The sequence below is a fragment of the Anaerostipes hadrus ATCC 29173 = JCM 17467 genome (assembly GCF_030296915.1).
GTDB lineage: Bacteria > Bacillota > Clostridia > Lachnospirales > Lachnospiraceae > Anaerostipes > Anaerostipes hadrus.
The window spans coordinates 1501673-1524008 of sequence record NZ_AP028031.1 but is presented as its reverse complement, the minus strand read 5'-3'; the positions used below and the strand labels follow the sequence as shown (position 1 = coordinate 1524008).

General features: G+C 39.7%; 19 protein-coding genes. 18 read left to right on the top strand and 1 reads right to left on the bottom strand.

The annotated features are described in order from the left end of the window. Positions 1–117: 117 nt before the first annotated feature. On the bottom strand, positions 118–2397 hold the full coding sequence (gene metE, locus QUE18_RS07465; protein WP_008391190.1) for a 5-methyltetrahydropteroyltriglutamate--homocysteine S-methyltransferase: 2280 nt from the start codon (positions 2395–2397) through the stop codon (positions 118–120). Positions 2398–2692: 295 nt separating this feature from the next. Here metE and QUE18_RS07460 point away from each other — a divergent pair, with 295 nt between their 5' ends. The 18 genes from QUE18_RS07460 (at position 2693) to tcpF (ending at position 22334) form a co-directional block, all read left to right on the top strand. Further along, positions 2693–3256 carry a helix-turn-helix domain-containing protein gene (locus QUE18_RS07460; protein ID WP_009203297.1) on the top strand — a complete coding sequence of 188 codons (564 nt, stop codon included), beginning with the start codon at positions 2693–2695 and terminating at the stop codon, positions 3254–3256. A 376-nt stretch (positions 3257–3632) separates the two neighbouring features. Beyond that, positions 3633–4847 (top strand): aspartate aminotransferase family protein, encoded by a 1215-nt coding sequence (locus QUE18_RS07455; RefSeq protein WP_008391188.1) that lies wholly within the window; start codon positions 3633–3635, stop codon positions 4845–4847. A gap of 45 nt (positions 4848–4892) precedes the next feature. After that, positions 4893–5489: a cytidylate kinase-like family protein gene (locus QUE18_RS07450; protein WP_009203298.1), complete on the top strand. Its 597-nt coding sequence runs from the start codon at positions 4893–4895 to the stop codon at positions 5487–5489. Between the two features lie 111 nt (positions 5490–5600). Continuing rightward, entirely contained in the window at positions 5601–8246 is a 2646-nt protein-coding gene (locus tag QUE18_RS13725; RefSeq protein WP_009203299.1) for a bifunctional amino acid transporter/iron-containing alcohol dehydrogenase, read from the top strand. A 157-nt stretch (positions 8247–8403) separates the two neighbouring features. After that, positions 8404–9114 (top strand): AAA family ATPase, encoded by a 711-nt coding sequence (locus tag QUE18_RS07435; protein WP_009203300.1) that lies wholly within the window; start codon positions 8404–8406, stop codon positions 9112–9114. Positions 9115–9182: 68 nt separating this feature from the next. Continuing rightward, positions 9183–9761, top strand: a complete 579-nt coding sequence (locus QUE18_RS07430) for a Fic family protein (protein ID WP_009203301.1) — start codon at positions 9183–9185, stop codon at positions 9759–9761. Between the two features lie 145 nt (positions 9762–9906). Beyond that, on the top strand, positions 9907–13341 hold the full coding sequence (locus tag QUE18_RS07425) for a VaFE repeat-containing surface-anchored protein (protein ID WP_009203302.1): 3435 nt from the start codon (positions 9907–9909) through the stop codon (positions 13339–13341). A 249-nt stretch (positions 13342–13590) separates the two neighbouring features. Next, positions 13591–13905: a YdcP family protein gene (locus QUE18_RS07420; protein ID WP_005363246.1), complete on the top strand. Its 315-nt coding sequence runs from the start codon at positions 13591–13593 to the stop codon at positions 13903–13905. A 15-nt stretch (positions 13906–13920) separates the two neighbouring features. Next, positions 13921–14313 carry a YdcP family protein gene (locus tag QUE18_RS07415; RefSeq protein WP_009203304.1) on the top strand — a complete coding sequence of 131 codons (393 nt, stop codon included), beginning with the start codon at positions 13921–13923 and terminating at the stop codon, positions 14311–14313. Positions 14314–14329: 16 nt separating this feature from the next. Further along, positions 14330–15733: an FtsK/SpoIIIE domain-containing protein gene (locus QUE18_RS07410; protein WP_009203305.1), complete on the top strand. Its 1404-nt coding sequence runs from the start codon at positions 14330–14332 to the stop codon at positions 15731–15733. A 137-nt stretch (positions 15734–15870) separates the two neighbouring features. Further along, positions 15871–17121, top strand: a complete 1251-nt coding sequence (gene mobT, locus QUE18_RS07405; protein ID WP_009203306.1) for a MobT family relaxase — start codon at positions 15871–15873, stop codon at positions 17119–17121. A 93-nt stretch (positions 17122–17214) separates the two neighbouring features. Next, positions 17215–17436 (top strand): hypothetical protein, encoded by a 222-nt coding sequence (locus tag QUE18_RS07400; protein WP_005335619.1) that lies wholly within the window; start codon positions 17215–17217, stop codon positions 17434–17436. A 59-nt stretch (positions 17437–17495) separates the two neighbouring features. Further along, the gene (locus QUE18_RS07395) at positions 17496–18092 is read left to right on the top strand and encodes a hypothetical protein (RefSeq protein ID WP_005335616.1); all 597 of its coding nucleotides are present in this window, start codon (positions 17496–17498) and stop codon (positions 18090–18092) included. Between the two features lie 67 nt (positions 18093–18159). Further along, complete coding sequence (locus tag QUE18_RS07390; RefSeq protein WP_015530244.1) at positions 18160–18405, top strand: hypothetical protein; 246 nt, start codon at positions 18160–18162, stop codon at positions 18403–18405. Next, a complete protein-coding gene (locus QUE18_RS07385) occupies positions 18387–18881 on the top strand; it encodes an antirestriction protein ArdA (RefSeq protein WP_009203307.1) in 495 nt (164 codons plus the stop codon). The genes QUE18_RS07390 and QUE18_RS07385 overlap by 19 nt, the downstream gene beginning before the upstream one ends. A gap of 23 nt (positions 18882–18904) precedes the next feature. Then, complete coding sequence (locus QUE18_RS07380; protein WP_005335611.1) at positions 18905–19393, top strand: antirestriction protein ArdA; 489 nt, start codon at positions 18905–18907, stop codon at positions 19391–19393. A 114-nt stretch (positions 19394–19507) separates the two neighbouring features. Further along, positions 19508–19897 (top strand): conjugal transfer protein, encoded by a 390-nt coding sequence (locus tag QUE18_RS07375; RefSeq protein ID WP_021865983.1) that lies wholly within the window; start codon positions 19508–19510, stop codon positions 19895–19897. After that, positions 19884–22334: a conjugal transfer ATPase TcpF gene (tcpF, locus tag QUE18_RS07370; RefSeq protein ID WP_009203308.1), complete on the top strand. Its 2451-nt coding sequence runs from the start codon at positions 19884–19886 to the stop codon at positions 22332–22334. Before QUE18_RS07375 ends, tcpF begins: the two co-directional genes overlap by 14 nt. Positions 22335–22336: the final 2 nt, after the last annotated feature.

The following is a 22336-nucleotide window of genomic DNA, read 5'->3' as shown; positions in this document are numbered from 1 at the left end:
ATGTTCGATTAATCCTATTATAACGAAATGACAGCAGAAAGACAAGGCTCTATCAAACGTCATAATTTGAATAGACGTTTGATAGAGCTTTTACATAAAAACCTCTCTGTTTAAAATTTAAAAATCTTTTACTTCTCTTAATTCTTTTGCAGCAGCTACAAGATTTTTAAGACTTGCAGTTGTTTCTTCATTTCCACGTGTTTTCAATCCACAGTCTGGATTTACCCATAACTTTTCAATTTCAATCTTATCTAACATTTTATTTAATGCAGTCTTGATTTCTTCAACGGAAGGAACTCGTGGAGAGTGAATGTCATAGACACCAGGACCAACTTCTGTTTTGAAATGATTTTCTTTCAGAGAATCAAGGATCAAAAGATCAGATCTGGAAGCTTCAAAAGTGATCACATCTGCATCCATATCATCAATTGCTGGAATGATATCAGTAAATTCGCTATAGCACATATGTGTATGAATCTGTGTTTCTGGTTTTACTTTGCTATGTACTAGACGGAAGGCAGGAATTGCCCAATCAAGATATTCGCAATACCAATCAGATTTACGAAGAGGAAGTTTTTCACGAAGAGCAGCTTCGTCAATTTGGATGATGTGAATACCATTTGCTTCGAGATCTAAAACTTCATCACGGATTGCTAAAGCAATCTGGTAAGTGCTTTCTTTGACAGAAATATCTTCTCTAGGGAATGACCAGTTAAGGATCGTAACAGGTCCAGTCAACATTCCTTTCATAGGGTGATCTGTAAGGCTTTGTGCATAAACAGACCAAGAAACAGTCATAGGTTCTGGACGGGATACGTCACCCCAGATGATCGGTGGTTTCACACAACGTGTTCCATAAGACTGTACCCAGGCTTTTTCAGTAAACAGATAACCATTTAATTGCTGCCCGAAATATTCAACCATATCATTTCGCTCATATTCTCCATGAACAAGGACATCTAATCCAATTTCTTCTTGTAATTTTACGCACTCTGCAATCTTTTTACGGTTAAAGTCAACATACTCACTTTCGCTGATCTCACCTTTTCTAAATGCACTACGATTTGTTTTAACATCCAAAGTCTGAGGAAAAGATCCAATGGTAGTTGTTGAAAGCAGTGGTAGTTTAAAGACATCTTTTTGAATCTTTTCACGTTCAAAGAAGTCAGGAAGTCGGGTAAAATCTTGATCTGTGATCTCAGATACACGTTTTGAAACTTCAGGATCATAAGAATTCTTACGTTTTGATGAGAATAATTCCAAGTTTTTAATAAAGGCAGGATGTGTCTCGTAAGAATCAAGATCACTTAATATTTTCAATTCATTTAATTCTTCTAATTTTTCTTCTGCGAAAGCAAAGTGTTTTGTATAATCAGCATCTAATTTTGTTTCGTTCTTCAGTGTGTATGGAACATGTAAAAGAGAGCAAGAAGTATTGATCACAGTTGAGATTTCAGAGTTTTTAAGCCATGTGATAGTAGCTAAAGAGTCTCCATAATGATTTTTCCAGATATTTTTTCCATTTACAATTCCAACAAAGAGAAGTTTATTTTTTGGAAATCCTTCTTTTTTGATCAAAGATTTTGTTTCTTTTCCTTCGATAAAATCAAGTCCAATTCCATCAAAATCAAGAGAAGTCAGTTCATGATAAATATCACGGACATCACCAAAGTATGTTTGAACAAGAACTTTTAAATTTCCTTTTTTTGCTAAAAGCAATGTATAGATTTTCTTAAACAATGCAATATCATCGGAAGACAGATCATGTACTAAATAAGGTTCATCAAACTGAATCCATGAAATCTCTGTTCCTTGAGCCTTAGAAATAAGGTCCTCATATGCATGAATCATTGGTTCTACAAAATCAGGAAGTTGTTTTTCCCCAGTATATCGAATTAATTTTAATAAAGTAAATGGTCCTGTGATCACAGGTTTTGTTAAAATTCCTAGATGAAGAGCTTCATGAAATTCATCAAAAAGTTTTGTACCTGTAAGTTTGATTTCTGTGTCATCTTCAATTTCAGGTACCATGTAGTGATAATTCGTGTTAAACCATTTTTTCATAGCAAGTGCACGAACATCTCCGTGATCTCCTTGATATCCGCGGGACATTGCGAAGTAAGTATCAAGATCAGATAAATTTAACTCTTTATAACGAGATGGAATGATATTAAACAAAGCTGCACTGTCAAGCAATGTATCGTAAAATGAGAAATCATTGGATGGGATCAGGTCAATTCCATTTTCTTTTAATAATCTCCATTGTTTTTCACGGATTTCTTTCGCAACTGTTTGCAAACGTTCCTGTGAGATCTGATGTTTAAAATATTTTTCTGTGGCAAATTTTAGTTCTCTTAAGTTTCCAACTCTTGGGAAACCAATGATTGATGTTAACATAGTTGTCTTCTCCTTTTGGTGTGATTGTCGATTTGTTTTATGGGCTTTATTATAGTTGAGGATTTAGAAAGTGTGAAATACATAAAAATGTGAGTTTGATATAATCTGAAGTTATAATGATGTAGAAGAAGACGTCTTATCAGACGAGTTAGAAACATTAAAAAAAGGAATGGTCATGTAAAAAATTGCACTTGCATTAAAGCAGTATTGCAGATAACATAAGGATAGTAATAATACTTGCATTAGAACACGCAGAAATGAAGAAACTGATAATAAAAGCAAAAAGGAGTCTCCTATGGATTATCAATCATACCTATCTCACAATGTAGCTGTCAACCTAAAAAGAATTCGAACTTCCAAGGGCATGAGTCTTGATGTACTATCAGAACAAACAGGTGTTAGTAAAAGTATGTTAGCTCAGATTGAGAAAGGAACAGCAAATCCATCGTTAGGTGTTTTAGGAAAGATCACAAGCGGATTAAGAATCGAATTCCAAGAATTAATTGATACTCCGCCAATGGAATCCTGCCTTGTAACACCAGATCAGATGACACCAACAAAAGAAATGATCGGTGAATACAAAGTATGGACATGTTTTCCATACGAAGATAATCACCAATTAGAGATTTACCGCATTGATATCGAACCAGGGGGTAAATATATCAGTGGCAGCCATGGAGAGAAGACAAGAGAATATCTTTCAGTTACAGATGGAGAACTTACGATTGAGTGTGGTGAAGATGTTCAGAAGATCACAAAAGGGGAAATCTATCGATTTGAAACAGATAAAAAACATAATTATAAAAATGAAACACAACAAAAGACAAGTTTTATCTGTGTGTTTGTAGATTATCGGTAAGTATCATACGGAAGTAGTAAGATGATAAAATGATATGTTCAATATAATGGACAGATGTAATATATAATATTTTACAAAAAAATTAAAAAACAATAAAACACTAAGAAAAAATATACAATATAATAATAAAATATATTATAAAAGATAAAAATAAAGAAATTTCAAAAAATAACAAAGATATATTGACAATTCAATCCTCTAGTGTTATTGTATAGTTGTACAAAATAAAGGATAGAAATTAAGCAAGGGCGCTTACCGACAGGATAAGTTTCCCTTGCTTTTCTTTTTATTATTTAAAGTTTATCAATGAAAAAGATAAACAAAATCTGGCCCAGAGAAGTTAAATAACTAATAACATCATGAGGAGGAAGCAGATATGAGATTAAAAGACACAGGATTAACAAGTCAGGATATTAAAGATAAAGTAAACAAATATATGATCGAGACATACGAACGTTTTGATTTCCTTGCGGAGAGAGCAAAAGATATGTATATGTACGATGAAAATGGTGAGGAATATCTTGATTTCTATGCAGGAATCGCAGTAAATAACGCAGGAAGCTGTAATGAAAAGGTTGTAGCAGCAGTTAAAGATCAGGTTGGCGACATCATGCATACATTCAACTATCCATACACAATTCCTCAGGCACTGCTTGCTGAAAAAGTATGTGAAACGATTGGAATGGATAAGATCTTCTATCAGAACTCTGGTACAGAGGCAAATGAAGCAATGATCAAGATGGCTCGTAAATACGGAATCGAAAAATACGGACCAAACCATTATCATATCGTAACAGCGAAGATGGGATTCCATGGAAGAACATTCGGAGCAATGTCAGCAACAGGACAGCCGGGAAATGGATGTCAGGTCGGATTTGGACCAATGACTTATGGATTCTCATACGCACCATATAATAACCTTCAGGCATTTAAAGATGCATGTACAGAAAATACGATCGCGATCATGATCGAGCCAGTACAGGGTGAAGGTGGTGTTCATCCAGCAACACAGGAATTCATGAAAGGATTAAGAGAATTTTGTGATGAAAATGATATGTTACTCTTGATCGATGAAGTTCAGACAGGATGGTGTCGAACAGGTGCAGTGATGTCTTATATGAACTATGGAATCAAACCAGACATCGTATCCATGGCAAAAGGCTTAGGTGGAGGAATGCCGATCGGAGCAATCTGTGCAACAGCAGAAGTTGCTAAAGCATTTACACCTGGATCTCATGGAACAACATTTGGTGGACATCCAGTCAGCTGTGCAGCAGCATTAGCAGAAGTTAATGAACTGATCGATCGCGACTTGGCTGGAAATGCAAAGAAAGTTGGAGATTACTTTGCTGAGAAATTAAAAGGACTTCCTCATGTAAAAGAGGTCAGACACCAGGGATTATTAACAGGTATCGAATTTGATGACACATTAAACGCAGTTGATATTAAACATGCATGTTTTGATCGAAAACTGTTAGTTACAGCCATCGGAAGCAGTGTGATCCGTACAATCCCACCATTGATCGTAACAGAAGAAGAATGTGATAAAGCATTTGCGATCATGAAGGAGGCTGTAGAATCCTTAGCATAAAATAATATCTTTGAAAAAAGATCAAAATATCAGGGAGGAATGTAAATGAAACATTTTATCATAAATATCGGATGTGAATACGGAAGTGGTGGTCCGGACATTGGAAAGATGGTTGCCGAATCACTTGGAATTCCATTTTACGACAGAGATTTAGTAGATCAGGTCGTAGAGAAACTTGGAGTTGACAGGGATCTGGTAGAAAAAGCCGATTCCGGAGAAGAAAATGTCAAATATGAATTTGACACAACCTTTGGACCAAGATATGCGAATCTTACAAACCGTGTTATTTACACACAGTTTGAGGTTATTCATAAACTGGCGGCAAAATCATCTTGTGTCATTATCGGAAGATGTAGTAACTATATATTAAAAGACAGGGATGACTGCTTAAATATCTTTGTATATGCACCAGAAGAATATAAAGTGAAACATATCATGGAGCAAAAAGGTGTATCACAAAAAGAAGCACAAAAACTTGTAAAATATAATGATGGGATGTTGAAGTCAAGATATGAATATATGACAAGCTCTGATATGAGAGATTGTCGTACCAGACATATGATGATCGATTCTAGTATTCTTGGACTTGAAAAAACAGCAAAATATATCATGCAGTTGATTGATCTGCGATTTGAAAATTAAAATAAAATACATTTACATTCTAACAAAGGCGTTAAGAGATAAGGATCTTTTAGCGCCTTTTTTCTTTCGAAACTTTAAACAGAATGTGAAGCAAGAAAGGAATGATATATAATGGAAAAGAAAAAATCAGAATTTGACAAAGTATTTAGTGCATGGGACATTCTTGTCATTGCATTTGGCGCTATGATCGGTTGGGGATGGGTTGTTTCAACTGGAGACTGGATCGGTCGAGGTGGAGTTTTAGGAGCTGTCATCGGTTTTGCGATCGGTGGTATCATGGTATTCTTTGTAGGACTTACTTATGCAGAACTTACTGCAGCAATGCCACAGTGTGGAGGAGAACATGTATTTAGTTACAAGGCAATGGGACCGGTTGGTTCATTTATCTGTACGTGGGCGATCATTTTAGGATATGTCAGTGTTGTATGTTTTGAAGCATGTGCACTTCCTACAATTATCACTTATATTTATCCTGGATTCTTAAAAGGATATCTGTATACTGTTGCAGGATTTGATATTTATGCATCATGGCTTGCAGTTGCGATGATCGTAGCATTCTTTATCACATTTATCAATATCAAAGGTGCGAAGACAGCTGCAACTTTACAGACAGTTTTAACAGTGATCATCGGTGGAGTTGGAATCCTTCTGATCGTAGCATCTGTAGTCAGTGGAGATGCCAGCAATTTAACACCACAATTATTTGCAGGAGATAGTGCGTCAACTACTATGAAAGCGATCATGAGTGTTGCGGTTATGACACCATTCTTCTTTATTGGATTTGATGTTATCCCACAGGCAGCAGAAGAGATCAATGTGCCGCTAAAAAAAATCGGTATGATCATGATCTTATCTATCGTACTAGCAGTTGCATTTTATGCGCTGATCATCTTAGGTGTTGGTTATGTTATGAGTCCATCTGATATTTCATCTTCACAGGCAGGATCAGGACTTGTTACAGCTGATGCAATGGCAAAAGCATTCCACAGCAGTATCATGTCAAAAGTATTGATCGTCGGTGGTATGTGTGGAATCGTTACAAGTTGGAACTCCTTTTTAATTGGTGGTAGCCGTGCAATGTATTCCATGGCTGAATCTTATATGATTCCAAGAACTTTCCATAAATTACATAAAACACACAAAACACCAGTGAATGCATTATACTTGATCGGTGGATTATCCATATTAGCTCCATTATTTGGACGTAAAATGTTAGTATGGATCGTCGATGCAGGTAACTTTGGATGCTGTCTTGCATACTGTATGGTTTCCTTATCTTTCATCATCTTAAGAAAGAAAGCACCAGAAATGGCACGTCCATACAAAGTAAAACATTATAAGATTGTTGGTGTATTGGCAGTCTTAATGTCAGGATTTATGGTCGCGATGTATATTATCCCAGGATCAGGGTCAAACCTTGTACCACAAGAATGGGCAATGGCTGGTGGATGGGCTGTTCTTGGAATTATCTTCTTCATTGTATGTAAATTAAAATACAAAGAAAAATTTGGATCTCACATCGATGTTGCCGTTGATGAAGAAGAAACAGTGGAAGAAGATCATACTTTCGAAGAAGCACTTGGAGCTGTCAATGCTACCGGAAATGTAGTAGAAGTACAGCCAGCAATTAACTTTAACTACTTCCTTCCAGTTAATATTGCATTTGGAAGCGGTAAAGTCTTAGAAACAGGAGAGCTTACAAAACCATATGGTAAGAAAGCACTGATTGTAACTGGAAGAAGCAGTGCAAAGAAATCCGGTTTATATGATAAAGTAGCAAACAGCCTGTCTAAAGCAGGAATTGATCATGTATTATTTGATAAAGTCGCACAGAATCCATTAACAACAACGGCGATGGAAGGCGCTGATTTTGCCAAGGCAAATGGATGTGACGTTGTCGTAGCGATCGGTGGCGGAAGCATCATGGACTGTGCAAAAGCAATCGCATTCTTAAGTATCAATGACGGAGATATCAACGATTACATTTATAACAGATTACAAAGTGATAAAGCATTACCATTGATCTTAATTCCTACAACATGTGGAACAGGATCAGAAGGAAATGGATTTGCAGTTCTTACAAATCCGGAAAATGGAGACAAGAAATCCTTACGTTGCAATGCGATCGTTGCAAAAGTATCCATTGTTGATCCAGAATGCATGATGACAATGCCAAAACATGTACTTGCATCTGTCGGATTCGATGCATTATGTCACTGCATGGAAGCATACACGTCAAAGATCGCACAGCCATTTACAGATGCTCTAAGTTTATACGCGATGGAACTGATCGCAGGAAACCTTGTCAAAGTATATAAAGGTGAAGGCGGCAAAGAAGCATGGGAGAAGATCACTCTGGCATCAACGATTGGTGGAATGGTTATCAATACAGCAGGTGTCACCCTGGCACATGGAATGGAACATCCAGCCAGCGGACTAAAAGATATCGTCCACGGACAGGGACTTGCAGCATTAACACCAGTGATCGTAGAAGCATCCCATAAAGGAAACCACTTCAAATTTGCTAAGATTGCAAGAATCTTTGGCGGGGTTACCGCAGAAGATCTTGCTGGTAAATTAAGAAGTCTGTTAAAAGATATCGACCTTGCTTGTACACTATCTGACCTTGGATTATCCGAAGAAGATATTCCTTGGATGGCAGAGAACTGTATGAAAGTATCTGCGGCAAGTATTCAGAACAATCCGGTTGTATTTACACAGGAAGAAATTGCTGAGATATACAGGAAAGCAATGTAGGATAGTTTATTATCTATAGGCTATTGAGTATGTAGAAAAATGAAAATATAAGAAATATGAAAGATATGATATGAAAAGACAGTTTCGTGTCATATCTTTTTTTGATAAAATATAAAAGGATTAGGAAGAAGCTTATCATGATAGAAAGGAAAATCCAATGAATGATCAGTTTATACAAGGCGTAATATTTGACTGGAATAAAATAGATGATGACAGTTATCTAAAACAAATAGAAGCATTAAAAAATATTGAAAGGCTAGAATTTAAAAATTCAATCAATTTCTTCGTTGGAGAAAATGGAAGTGGAAAGTCCACCTTATTAGAAGCAATTGCCATAGCTCATGGATTCAATCCAGAAGGCGGAACGAAAAACTATGTATTTTCTACGCATGATACACATTCTGAATTATGTAATGCCATCAGAATTGTAAAAGGATATCGGAAGGAAAAGTGGGGATATTTTCTTAGAGCAGAAAGTTTCTATAATGTTGCAACGAAGGAAGAAGAATATGGTGGAATAGATTCAGCCAGATATCATGAGAGATCACACGGAGAAGGTTTCTTGGCATTAGCACAAAATAATCTACAGCCCAATGGATTGTATCTTTTTGATGAGCCAGAAGCGGCATTATCACCACAAAGACAATTAACATTATTAATGGAGATATATAAATGTGCAAGAAAAGGAGCACAGTTCTTTATTGTTACACATTCACCGATTTTACTAGGAATTCCAGACGCTGACATTTATTGTTTTGATGATGGTAGGATTCATTTATGTGAGTATGAGGAGACGGAAAGTTATCAGATTACGGAGATGTTTATAAATAATCGGGAAGTATTATTGGATAGACTTCTAAAAGAATAGATGTAGAAATTCATAATTCATGCTATACTTAAAAATAACAGATTAAATAAAAGAGGTGAGATAAAATCATGGAAAATGAAACATATATGAAACGATTAAAAGACAGACTGCAAATAGAATTTAAAAAACAGGATCGAAGCGGAGTATACGGTTATACACAGAGGAGTATGGCGTATAATTCCAATCGAATTGAAGGAAGTACCTTAACAGAGAAACAGACAGCAAGTATGTTTGAAACAGGAACTTTATATGTGGATGATCCAGACATGATTTTTCGAACAAAAGATATAGAAGAAATGAATGGTCATTTCAAAATGTTTAATTATGTAATGAAATGTATGGAAAAACCTTTGTCAGAAGATATCATAAAAAATATGCATAAAAATTTAAAGGAAGGTGTTTTTGAAGATCGAGCAATTGGATATGCAATTGGTGGGTGGAAAAAGCGTGCAAACAGAGTCAGTGATATCCAGACAGCATTGCCACAAGAGGTTCCAGAAAAGATTCATCAGTTATTAGAAAAGTATCATAACGCAGAGAAAATTACATTATACGATATTGCTAAATTTCATGCACAGTTTGAGAATATTCACCCATTTCAGGATGGTAATGTACCATTGAGATACCAACAACAAATAGCGGCATAACAGCAGCAAACAACTTCATATCACATAAATACAGTTAAATAACATATAGAATTAGGAATACTTGAAAAACGGTATTCCTTTTTTATTTCCAGACGTTCAGAAATGAGCGTCTATTTTTTTACCCAAATGAAAGGAGAATCAAAAAATGAATAAGATATTGAAACGATTGCTTACAGGTGTTCTTACTCTCGCAACCGTCTTTACTGCTCTACCCACAACTGCTGTCCATGCTGCGGAAACACAATACTGGACAGAATCGGAGGAACGTGTCGGCATTGTTGAGAAAGTAATGAATGATGGTTCTATCGGCTCTACATTTAATGAGGGGCATATGACCGTTGAGGGCGAGGACGCTTATTGTATCGACATCAACACAGGCTTTAAGAATGGATATAAGACCAGAAGTGACGCAAGTACACGCATGACTGCTGACCAGATAGAGGACGTTGCTTTATCTCTTGAATACGTCAAACAGTACACGAAAAGCCATACAGGATTGAGCAGCCAGCACGCCTACCTTTTAAGACAGCTTGTAGTCTGGCAGAGATTGAGCGTCCATCTTGGGTGGAGCTGTGACAATGTACGAGCTTCCTATGATGAAATCTCAAAATCCGTGCAAGATGAAGTATTCGCCGGAGCGAAAGCCTTTGTAAGAGAAAATAAAGGACGCTATGACTGTTACGGTTATATCTACACTGGTGAGGGGCAGGATTTAGGACAGTTCTTCGCAGAGCTGGCTGTCGGCAATGGCAAGATTCAGAAATCTTCCAGTAATACCACAGTCACAAACGGGAATGACTGCTATTCTCTCTCTGGTGCGACTTATGGTGTCTATTCTGATAAAGGCTGCACGAAATCTGTTGCCATACTTACGACAAATGCCAATGGTAATACGGACACTGTGGAATTAAGAGCTGCGACATACTATGTGAAAGAAACGAAAGCTCCAAAGGGATTCCAGTTAGATAAGAACGTCTATACTATGACGGTCAAGGTTAATGAAACTACGACTTTAAAAGTCAGCGACAAACCAAAAGTCACTGACACTTTGGTTGAGCTTTTCAAGATTGATATGGAAATTTCCAAAGCTACGCCACAGGGTAACGCTTCTTTAGAGGGTGCGGAGTTCGTCTGGAAGTATTATGACGGTTACTATACAAAAGACAATCTTCCATCAGAACCAACACGCACATGGACGACAAAGACAATCGCTGAAAAAGACAGCAACAATGAAGTCCATTACATCACAAGATTAGCCGATTCCTACAAGGTATTGGGTGACAGCTTCTATACACAGAATGGTACTATCTGCTTGCCGCTTGGTACTATCACTGTAGAAGAAAAGACAGCTCCAAACGGTTACTTATTGGAGGGTGCTTATATGCAGGCTGCCGGAAGTTCTGAACAGATAAAAGGTGTCTATGTGGCACAGATTACAGAAGATGGTGAGCTTGCAGCGTTAAGCGGCAGCAACCAGTATTCCGTATTAGACAAGGTTATCCGTGGCGGTGTCAAAATCCAGAAACGTGACCTTGAAACCAAAGATACAAAAGCACAAGGCGGTGCGACTTTGAAAGATACTGCCTTTGAAATCATTTCCTTAAATGATAACGCTGTCTTGGTAAATGGCAAGTTATACAACAAGAATGAAGTCGTCAAAACAATCCATACTGGCGTTGACGGTATCGCTACAACTGCCGCCGATACATTACCATACGGAAAATACCATATTGAGGAAAGCAACGCCCCAGAGGGATATTTGACGGACGGTGCAAAACCGATTGAATTTGAAATCACAGAAGATGGAAAAATCGTGGATTTAACAGATGAAGCACATTCCATCTACAACCAGATTAAGCGTGGAGATATTGAGGGTGTAAAAATCGGTGCTGGCACTCACAAGCGACTTGCGAATGTTCCCTTTAGGATCACAGGCAAGACGACTGGTGAGAGCCATATCATTGTGACAGACGCAAATGGTCAGCTTTCCACTTCCTCTGATTGGGTATCTCATAAGCAGAATACCAACGCCGGAAAGACCAGTGAGGACGGTATCTGGTTCGGTACTTCCACACCAGACGACAGCAAAGGTGCATTGCTCTATGATACTTACACAATCGAAGAATTACGCTGCGATTCCAACAAGGGAATGACGCTAATTCCGGCATTTGATGTAGTGGTGTCAAGAAATAAAGTAGTCGTGGATTTAGGTACGCTTACAGATGAATACGAGCCAGAAATCACTATCCATACGACTGCCACAGATAAGGTGACAGGTGAAAAATCAATCGTTGCTGGAAAGAACGTGACTATCGTTGATACTGTGACTTTAGATGGTTTGACAAAAGGCACAAAATATCAGTTGAAAGGCTGGCAAATGGTGAAGTCTGAAAACGCACAGCTTTTGATTGACGGTCAACCTGTGGAAAGTAATTACACATTCACTGCGAAAAAATCAGAAATGGAAGTTGAGGTTTCCTATACGTTCAATGCTTCTGCTCTTGGCGGAAAAGACCTTGTGACATTCGAGGAATTGTACGACTTATCCAATCCAGACGAGCCTATCAAAGTGGCAGAACACAAGGACATTGAGGATGAGGGGCAGACCGTGACTATCGAAGAACGAGTGATTGAAATTCATACCAACGCTGTCGACAAAGCCACAGGTGAAAAGATGATTGTTGCTGGTAAAGAGGTAACTGTCATTGATACGGTCACTTTAGATGGCTTGGAAAAAGGTACAACCTATCAGCTCAAAGGCTGGCAGATGGTGAAGTCTGAAAACGCACAGCTTTTGATTGGCGGTGAACCTGTAGAAAGTGACTATACCTTTACTGCAAAAGATTCTAGCATGGAAGTCCAGATTGCCTTTACATTCAATGCCAGTGAGCTTGCAGGAAAAGACCTAGTAACATTCGAGGAATTATACGATTTATCCAATCCAGACGAGCCTACAAAGGTGGCAGAACACAAGGACATTGAGGACGAAGGGCAAACAGTGACGATTACGGAACGTATCATCACTATGCACACAATCGCTACCGATAAGGCAACAGGTGAAAAGACGATTGAAGTAGACGACAAAGTAACTATCGTTGATACGGTCACTTTAGACGGTTTGGAAAAAGGCGTGAAATACACTCTTAAAGGTTGGGAAATGGTGAAGTCTGAAAATGCTGAACTTCTGGCGAATGGTAAACGTGTGGAAAATGACCTTACTTTTACCGCTACTGACACGAAGATGGAAGTTCAGATTGAATTTACATTCAATGCCAGTGAGCTTGCAGGTAAGGAGCTTGTTACTTTTGAAGAATTATATGACGTAACCAATCCAGACGAGCCTATCAAAGTGGCTGAACATAAGGACATCAAAGATGAGGGGCAGACTGTAACAATCAAAGAGAAACCAGAATCCCCTACCACACCAGATGAACCTAGCACACCAACTAAGGCAAGCACATCACCAAAGACAGGTGACAATACGCCATTTGCCGCATTATTCGCCATGATGGGGATTTCCGCTGCTGGTCTTATCTTTGCATGTTATAAGAGATTCCGCAGAGTAAAAAAGTCTAAATAATACGGGAGGTATCAGCTTATGAAAGCAACGCCCCGTTCACCGCCCATCATAAAAAAGTCAGTCTGTGGCTGACACTATATCTAACTTCTGCTTGATTACGATTTATCTTTCTGAATGGGGATTGTCAAGGGTGCTTTTAGCACAACGCTTGCCCTTGATAATTCACAGGCAGACAGATATTATCTCGACAGCAGAATGACACTAAATAACAAATCAATCAAAATCAGAAAGAAAAGAGGTAAACAATTTATGGAATTAAAACACGTTATCCCAAACATGGAAAAGACATTCGGGAATTTGGAGTTTGCAGGTGAGAATAAGGTGGAACAGCGTAGGATCAACGGACGTATGACGGTCGTTTCCCGTAGCTTCAACCTTTATTCGGATGTACAGAGGGCAGATGATATTATCGTGGTGCTGCCCGCTTCTGCTGGTGAGAAGAACTTTGAATCAGAGGAAAAAGTGAAACTTATCAATCCTAAAATCACCGCAGAGGGTTATAAAATCGGCACAAGAGGATTCACGAACTATATCCTGTCAGCAGACGATATGGTGAAAGCATAAGGAGGTACAGAGATTATGAGATTAGCAAACGGAATCATTATAGACAAGGAAAAGACTTTCGGAGTATTGAAATTCTCTGCATTAAGACGAGAGGTACATATTCAAAATGAGGACGGTACGGTTTCTGAAGAAATTAAAGAACGTACCTACGATTTGAAGTGTAAGGAGCAAGGACGCATGATTCAGGTGAGTATTCCGGCTTCTGTTCCGTTAAAGGAATTTGACTACAACACAGAGGTGGAAATCATCAATCCTGTAGCTGATACGGTGGCAACCGCTACATTTCAAGGTGCAGACGTTGACTGGTATATCAAAGCAGATGATATTGTCTTGAAGAATAAGAACGGTCAGCCAGCCGGAAATAACCACGCTCCCAACAATCCGCAGCAGCCACAGCATAAAAAATAAGGAAAGGATTTAGCCTATGCCACAATTCAATAAACGTGGGAATCGTATCAGAGCCAGTGACAAATCGCTGGTTTTTCGTTTCTCGTCTGGTTCGTTGCTCCTGCTGTTCCTTGCGGTGGTTATGCTGCTGAACCTAAAAACAATCATCACTACGGACTGGAAAGTAATCTCGCTTTTTCAAGATGGCAGTGTCCATCTGACGGTCACACCATATAGGATAATGACTATCGTTTTGGCAGCTTTGGTCTGTGTACTGGCTACCCTTTTCTATCGCAGATTCCAGTATGACAGAGTGAAACAGCTCTTTCACCGTCAAAAGCTGGCTCGTATGCTGTTGGAAAATGGCTGGTATGAATCGGAATCCACACAGGATAGCGGATTCTTCAAGGACTTGCCAGCTACTACTAAAAAAGAGAAAATCACCTATTTTCCAAAACTGTATTACCATATGGAGCATGGACTTTTATATATCCGTACGGAAATTACATTAGGGAAATATCAAGACCAGCTTTTACACTTGGAAAAGAAGCTGGAAACAGGCTTATACTGTGAGCTGGTTTCCAAAGAATTGAAAGACAGCTATGTGGAATATGTGCTGCTCTATGATACGATTGCGAACAGAATCACTATCAATGAGGTACAGGCTGAACATGGCAGCTTGCGTCTGATGAAAAATGTCTGGTGGGAGTATGACAAGCTCCCACATATGCTAATTGCTGGCGGCACTGGTGGTGGTAAAACCTACTTTATCCTTACTATCATTGAAGCTCTGCTCCGCAGCAATGCGGTCATGTATATTTTAGACCCAAAGAACGCCGACCTTGCGGATTTGTCCGTTGTCATGCCGGAAGTCTGGTACAAGAAAGACGATATAACCGCCTGTATTGACAGGTTCTATGACGGTATGATGGCAAGAAGTGAAGCAATGAAGCTCATGGAGAATTACAGGACAGGTGAAAACTATGCCTATTTAGGACTATCGCCCCACTTCCTTATTTTTGATGAATATGTGGCGTTCATGGAAATGCTCACCACAAAGGAAAATGCTGCTGTCCTTAACAAGCTGAAACAGATAGTCATGCTCGGACGACAGGCAGGATATTTTCTCATTCTCGCCTGTCAGCGTCCAGACGCAAAGTATCTCGGTGATGGAATCCGTGACCAGTTCAATTTCCGTGTGGCTCTTGGGCGTATGTCGGAGCTTGGGTACAGTATGATGTTCGGTGAAGTAGACAAGGACTTTTTCTTGAAGCAGATTAAAGGGCGTGGCTATGTTGATACGGGAAACAGTGTCATATCCGAGTTTTACACTCCCCTTGTACCCAAAGGACATGACTTTTTAAAAGAGATAGGAAGATTGTCACAAAACAGGCAGGACGGACAGGCGGCGTGCGAAGCGAAAGACGCAGGTACGGACTAGCCTGTGTTGGGGTGGCGTAAGCCGCCCCAACCATCTGCCCCCATTATCTAACAGGGGGGCACAAATTATCTGGAAACAGTCAATTACATATCAAAAAGTCCTTGAAAACAGAGGACTTTTCAAACATTCAAAGAAGTGTGACAAAATCGGTAACTGTCACATTTCTTTTTCGATTGGAGGGATTGAAACTGAATGATACCGATTGGATAAACGATTTTAAGGAAAAACGGACGCAGTACGGCGTTTCCCAGAATCGTCTTGCGGTCATGGCTGGTATCAGTCGTGAGTATGTCAGCAGGATTGAATCTGGAAAAGTAGCCTTGACAGAAGAAATCAAGGGGAAATTCACGGACGCTCTGGAAAAGCTGAATCCAGAGAATCCGTTGGAAATGGTCTTGGATTACGTCAGAATCCGATTCCCCACACAGGACGTTCGGCACGTTGTTGAAGATATTCTGCAATTAAAGCTGGATGTAATGATACATGAGGACTACGGATTCTACTCCTATGCGGAACATTATGTGCTTGGTGATGTGTTCGTGCTGACATCACCCGATAAAGAGAAAGGCACACTGCTGGAGCTGAAAGGCAAAGGCTGTCGACAGATGGAAAGTTATCTGCTGGCACAGCATAGGAGCTGGTATGACTTTCTCATGGACGCTCTGGTGGAAGGAGGTGTGATGAAACGTCTTGACCTTGCCATCAACGATATGGCAGGAATCTTGGATATTCCAGAGCTGACAGAGAAATGCAACCGTGAAGAATGTATTTCCGTATTCCGCAGCTTCAAGAGCTACCGCAGCGGTGAGCTGGTGAGAAGCAATGAACAGGACAGATACGGAATGGGAAATACGCTTTATATCGGTTCGCTCAAATCAGAGGTTTATTTCTGTATCTATGAAAAGGACTATGAGCAGTATGTGAAATACGATATACCCATTGAAGATACGAAAATCAAGAACCGTTTTGAAATTCGGCTGAAAAATGAGCGAGCCTATTATGCGGTGCGTGACCTGCTGACCTATCATGACGCAGAGCGTACCGCTTTTGACATTATCAACCGTTATATGCGGTTCGCTGACAAGGAGGTGGAGAAAAGACGCAGCGAATGGCAGACCAATGAGAAATGGGCGTACTTTATCGGCTCTGATCGTGGGCGTTTGAAACTGACGACCAAACCAGAGCCTTATACGCTCACTCGGACGCTCAACTGGATAAGCAGACAGGTAGCTCCCACTTGGAAAGTCTTACAGAAGATTGACAGTACCAACGGTACGACTTATCTCAAAGACATTTTAGACCATGCGAAGCTCACGGAGCGTCACAAAAAGCTGATTGAACAGCAGACAACTTCCACAGAGGAAATGATTACAGAAACGGAGGAATGACAACATGAAGCATATCTTATTTGATTTATTCCTGTTCTCACTTGGAGCAGCCGCAGAAAGAGAAATTGAAATGATGGAAAGGAGCAGAAAATAATGAATTTCGGACAGAACTTATACAACTGGTTTTTATCTAACGCACAGAGTTTGGTACTCATGGCGATTGCGGTTATCGGCGTATATCTCGGATTCAAGCGTGAGTTTTCTAAACTGATTGGATTCTTGGTGATTGCCTTAATCGCTGTCGGCTTGGTATTCAATTCTTCTGGCGTAAAAGACGTACTGTTGCAGTTATTCAATAAGATTATCGGGGCGTAAATTGTATTTCTTGTGTAAAAGTAGTATAATTTAAGCAGAATTTGAAAGGAGTGTTTTGTGTGAAAGAAAGTACAAAAGCCTATTTAGTAGATATTTATAACAGTATTCCTAAAAAAACAAAGGCTACTTGCTTAAAATTTTACTATCAATATCACAATGTTAATGTCAATGTATATTTTGACGCATTTGATAATCAAAGTGTAGTATTGAGCATTGTTCTTTCCGCTAAAAAGAAATATTATTATACGCCTTTAAATATTTTGAATACTGGTATGATAACAGAGTATTTGAGTGAAATTCCTCCTCAAATACTTGAAAAGATTTTAGTTGACAATCATTTAGATGATTTCTATGAAAATATGGAAAAACATCTTTTAGAGGATAAACCACATTTTAATTACTATAATGAGGACACATACTTTGTCAACACTATAAAATATGCTAAAAGTAAATTGGATTTACCTTTCTGGTGGTATCTTCGTAAAGTACCTATGTCGGATGATACTCTATATAAATTAAATGCTAGAGCAGATATTACATTTGATATATTAAGAAAAATACAGCAAGAAGGATATACTTTAGTCAGAACACCAGACCCAGAAAAGCGAAAAGAACTTACTTTAATTTTGAAACAAATAGGAATCAAATTATCATAGACAAAGAGCAGTTAATTCTTTTGAGTTAGCTGCTTTTTCTATGCAAATTTTAAGATTGGAGGACAACATGAAAACAGATATATTTGAGGATATGAAAGAGCGTGTCGGCTGTGAAAATATTTCCGACCTTCCCTACCGCAAACGTATGGTGTGGGAAATCATCAAGCAGCACTCACCACTTGATTATCCAAAAGAACAGTTAGAAAAGTTTTCTCATTATGTATTCGGTGTAGATTATGCTGTTATAATGGGAATACTGGATATGATGAAAGGAAGTGACAGACCATGCAGGAAATGCGAATCTACCTGTTAAACAATACAAAACCGTATCGTGAGGGTGACGAAGAATATTCCGGTGCTTGGTTCAACTGCCCTGTGGACTTTGAGGAAGTCCGAGAAAAAATCGACGTAGAACATGAAGAACAGATTGAGATTGCAGACTATGAGCTGCCCTTTGACTTACACAGTGATATGCCACTTTGGGAAATCAACGCCAACTGCCGCATGGTGCTGGAATTGGAGGGTACGCCTATCGGCAATGAAATGAAAGCCATTCAGCAGAAATGGTTTTCCAGCTTCGAGGAATTTATCGACCACAAGGACGAGATACGCTACTATGATGTGGGTGACGGTGCAGCTCTGGCAGAATACCTTATCCGTGAAGAATATGTTTTTGGTGAGATTCCTCACGAACTATTGAAACATATCGACTATCACTCCTATGGTAGTGAGCTGGAAATGGACGACAGATACTTATTTACCACAAGCGGCGTATTCCGCTATCAGTAAAGGGGTGATGTGGTATCGAAGAAATGCGAATCTATATCGCCAATCTTGGGAAATACAACGAGGGTGAGCTTGTGGGTGCGTGGTTTACGCCGCCCGTTGATTATGACGAGATGGCAGAACGTATCGGCTTGAATGACAGATACGAAGAATACGCAATCCATGATTATGAGCTACCCTTTGAGATTGACGAGTACACACCCATTGAGGAAGTCAACCGCCTGTGTGAAATGGTGGAGGACTTACCAGAAGACATACAGGACGAATTATCGGAACTGCTAGGCTATTACAGCAGCTTGGAAGATTTGTGCGAACATGCAGACGATATTATCCATTATCCCGATTGTGACGATATGACAGACGTTGCCTATTACTTCATAGATGAATGTCAAAGTCTGGGTGAGATACCAGACAGAATCCGCAGTTACATAGACTATGAAGCCTACGGGCGTGACCTTGATTTAGAGGGGCGTTTTGTCGTCACTAATCATGGCGTGTTTGAATGTCCGTATTAACAATTACAACTGAATTTTTTTATCTGCCAGTGAAATGACACTGGTTATTTTTTTGCAGCAGCCTTGAAACATAGGCTGCTGTTTCCATTTTAGAACAGAAAGGAGCTGTGAAAATTGAAGAAAATCAAAAGCTATACAAGCATATGGAGCGTGGAAAAAGTCATTTATGCAATCAACGATTTTCAACTCCCGTTCCCGCTCACATTCAGTCAGATGGCTTGGTTCGTGGTGTCGCTGTTTGTGGTGATTCTCTTTGGGGAGCTACCGCCCTTTAACATGATTGACGGTGCATTTCTCAAATACTTTGGAATCCCTGTGGCGTTCACTTGGTTTGTATCGCAAAAGACCTTTGACGGAAAAAAGCCTTTTGGATTCCTAAAATCCTGTGTGAGCTTTTTCCTCCGACCAAAAGTGACCTATGCAGGAAAAGCTATCAAACTGAAAAATCAGAAATTCAATACAAGCGTGACCGCAGTTAGGAGTGTGATGTATGTTCCCGATTAAGTACATAGAAAACAATCTGGTGTTCAACCATGACGGTGAGTGCTTTGCCTACTATGAGCTGACACCTTACAATTATTCGTTCCTGTCACCAGAAGAAAAATACATGGTGCATGACAACTTCCGTCAGCTTATCGCCCAGAACCGTGACGGAAAAATCCATGCCCTACAGATTGCCACAGAGGACAGCCTGCGTGCAGTACAGGAGCGTTCCAAAAAGGGAATCACAGGCAGATTAAAAGAGATTGCCTGTAAAAAGGTAGATGAACAGACAGAAGCGTTGGTTGAAATGATTGGTGAAAATCAGATTGACTACCGCTTTTTTCTTGGCTTCAAGCTGCTGGTAAATGAGGAAGAAATCAGCTTCAAGGGTATGCGAAAATCAGCAGCTATGACCTTTGCGGATTTTATCTATGAAGTCAATCACAAGCTGATGGGTGACTTCGTTTCCATGAGTAATGATGAAATCAACCGTTTCCTAAAGATGGAAAAACTCTTGGAAAGCAAAATCTCACGTCGCTTTCAGTTCCGCAGACTAGATAAGAACGACTTCGGCTACCTCTTGGAACATATCTACGGGAATACCGGCGTTGCCTACAGTGATTACAGTTATGACCTCCCGATAAAAAAGTCAAAGCGTGAAACACTGGTGAAGCGATATGACCTTATCCGTCCGACACGCTGCATGATTGAAGAAAACCAGCGATACCTAAAGATTGAGCGTGAAGATCAGACAACTTTTGTTGCCTACTTCACGATTAACAATATCGTGGGTGAGCTGGATTTTCCGTCAAGCGAGATATTTTATTATCAGCAACAGCAATTCACGTTCCCCGTTTCCACTTCTATGAATGTTGAAATCGTTACCAACAAAAAGGCTCTGACGACTGTTAGGAACAAAAAGAAAGAGCTGAAAGACTTGGATAATCATGCTTGGGAATCCAACAACGAAACGGGAAGTAACGTCATGGACGCTCTGGATTCGGTGAATGAACTGGAAACAAATTTAGACCAGTCCAAAGAATCCATGTATAAATTATCCTACGTTATCCGTGTGGCGGCTGATACTCTGGAAGAATTGAAACGCCGCTGTGATGAAGTCAAAGATTTCTATGATGATTTGAATGTCAAGCTGGTTCGCCCATTCGGTGATATGTTGGGGTTGCATGGTGAGTTTATCCCGTCCAGCAAAAGATATATCAATGATTATATCCAATACGTCACTTCGGACTTTCTCGCCGGACTTGGCTTCGGTGCAACACAGCAGCTTGGGGAAACGGACGGTATCTATATCGGCTATAACCTTGATACAGGAAAGAACGTCTATCTAAAACCTAGCCTTGCAGCACAGGGCGTAAAAGGTTCTGTGACAAATGCTCTTGCGGCTGCTTTTCTCGGTTCGCTCGGTGGTGGGAAGTCTTTCTGTAACAACCTTATCATCTATTATGCGGTGCTGTTTGGAGGAAAAGCGGTCATTGTAGACCCAAAATCAGAGCGTGGCAACTGGCAGGAAACGCTACCCGACATTGCACAGGAAATCAAGATAGTTAATCTCACCAGTGAGGACAAAAACAGAGGACTTCTTGACCCGTATGTGATTATGAAGCGAACAAAGGACGCTGAAAGTCTGGCAATCGACATTCTGACATTCCTTACAGGTATTTCGTCCCGTGACGGTGAGAAGTTCCCTGTATTAAGGCGTGCAATCCGTTCCGTGACACAGAGCAAAAAACGAGGACTGCTCCGTGTCATTGATAAATTAAGGAAAGACGGTTCTCCTGTGGCAGAAAATATCGCAGACCATATCGAGAGCATGACCGATTATGACTTTGCACACCTTTTATTCTCGGACGGTGATGTGGAGCAGTCCATCAGTTTAGACAGGCAGCTCAACATCATACAGGTGGCAGACCTTGTGTTGCCGGATAAGGACACGAAGTTTGAAGAATACACCACAATGGAATTATTGTCCGTGGCTATGCTGATTGTCATTAGTACCTTTGCCCTTGATTTTATTCATTCCGACAGGAGCATTTTTAAGATGGTGGACTTGGACGAGGCGTGGACGTTCCTACAGGTGGCACAGGGGAAAGCATTGTCTAACAAGCTGATTCGTGCTGGACGCTCCATGAACGCTGCTGTTTACTTTGTTACACAAAACTCTGGTGATGTGGACGATGAAAAGATGAAGAACAATATCGGCTTAAAGTTTGCGTTCCGTTCTACAGACATAAAGGAAATCAAGAATACTCTTGAATTTTTCGGTGTGGATAAGGAGGACGAGGGCAACCAGAAACGACTTAGGGATTTGGAAAACGGACAATGCCTGTTTCAAGATTTGTATGGGCGTGTGGGCGTTATCCAGATTCACCCTGTATTCTCTGACCTGTTCCATGCCTTTGATACCAGACCGCCAGTGCAGACGGAAGAAATGAGGTGAAG

What these genes read in the sequence shown, in the direction of transcription:
- metE (WP_008391190.1), bottom strand. Translation starts at nt 2,397, where the DNA reads ATGTTAACATCAATCATTGGTTTCCCAAGAGTTGGAAACTTAAGAGAA.
- QUE18_RS07460 (WP_009203297.1), top strand. Translation starts at nt 2,693, where the DNA reads ATGGATTATCAATCATACCTATCTCACAATGTAGCTGTCAACCTAAAA.
- QUE18_RS07455 (WP_008391188.1), top strand. Translation starts at nt 3,633, where the DNA reads ATGAGATTAAAAGACACAGGATTAACAAGTCAGGATATTAAAGATAAA.
- QUE18_RS07450 (WP_009203298.1), top strand. Translation starts at nt 4,893, where the DNA reads ATGAAACATTTTATCATAAATATCGGATGTGAATACGGAAGTGGTGGT.
- QUE18_RS13725 (WP_009203299.1), top strand. Translation starts at nt 5,601, where the DNA reads ATGGAAAAGAAAAAATCAGAATTTGACAAAGTATTTAGTGCATGGGAC.
- QUE18_RS07435 (WP_009203300.1), top strand. Translation starts at nt 8,404, where the DNA reads ATGAATGATCAGTTTATACAAGGCGTAATATTTGACTGGAATAAAATA.
- QUE18_RS07430 (WP_009203301.1), top strand. Translation starts at nt 9,183, where the DNA reads ATGGAAAATGAAACATATATGAAACGATTAAAAGACAGACTGCAAATA.
- QUE18_RS07425 (WP_009203302.1), top strand. Translation starts at nt 9,907, where the DNA reads ATGAATAAGATATTGAAACGATTGCTTACAGGTGTTCTTACTCTCGCA.
- QUE18_RS07420 (WP_005363246.1), top strand. Translation starts at nt 13,591, where the DNA reads ATGGAATTAAAACACGTTATCCCAAACATGGAAAAGACATTCGGGAAT.
- QUE18_RS07415 (WP_009203304.1), top strand. Translation starts at nt 13,921, where the DNA reads ATGAGATTAGCAAACGGAATCATTATAGACAAGGAAAAGACTTTCGGA.
- QUE18_RS07410 (WP_009203305.1), top strand. Translation starts at nt 14,330, where the DNA reads ATGCCACAATTCAATAAACGTGGGAATCGTATCAGAGCCAGTGACAAA.
- QUE18_RS07400 (WP_005335619.1), top strand. Translation starts at nt 17,215, where the DNA reads ATGAATTTCGGACAGAACTTATACAACTGGTTTTTATCTAACGCACAG.
- QUE18_RS07390 (WP_015530244.1), top strand. Translation starts at nt 18,160, where the DNA reads ATGAAAACAGATATATTTGAGGATATGAAAGAGCGTGTCGGCTGTGAA.
- QUE18_RS07385 (WP_009203307.1), top strand. Translation starts at nt 18,387, where the DNA reads ATGCGAATCTACCTGTTAAACAATACAAAACCGTATCGTGAGGGTGAC.
- QUE18_RS07380 (WP_005335611.1), top strand. Translation starts at nt 18,905, where the DNA reads ATGCGAATCTATATCGCCAATCTTGGGAAATACAACGAGGGTGAGCTT.
- tcpF (WP_009203308.1), top strand. Translation starts at nt 19,884, where the DNA reads ATGTTCCCGATTAAGTACATAGAAAACAATCTGGTGTTCAACCATGAC.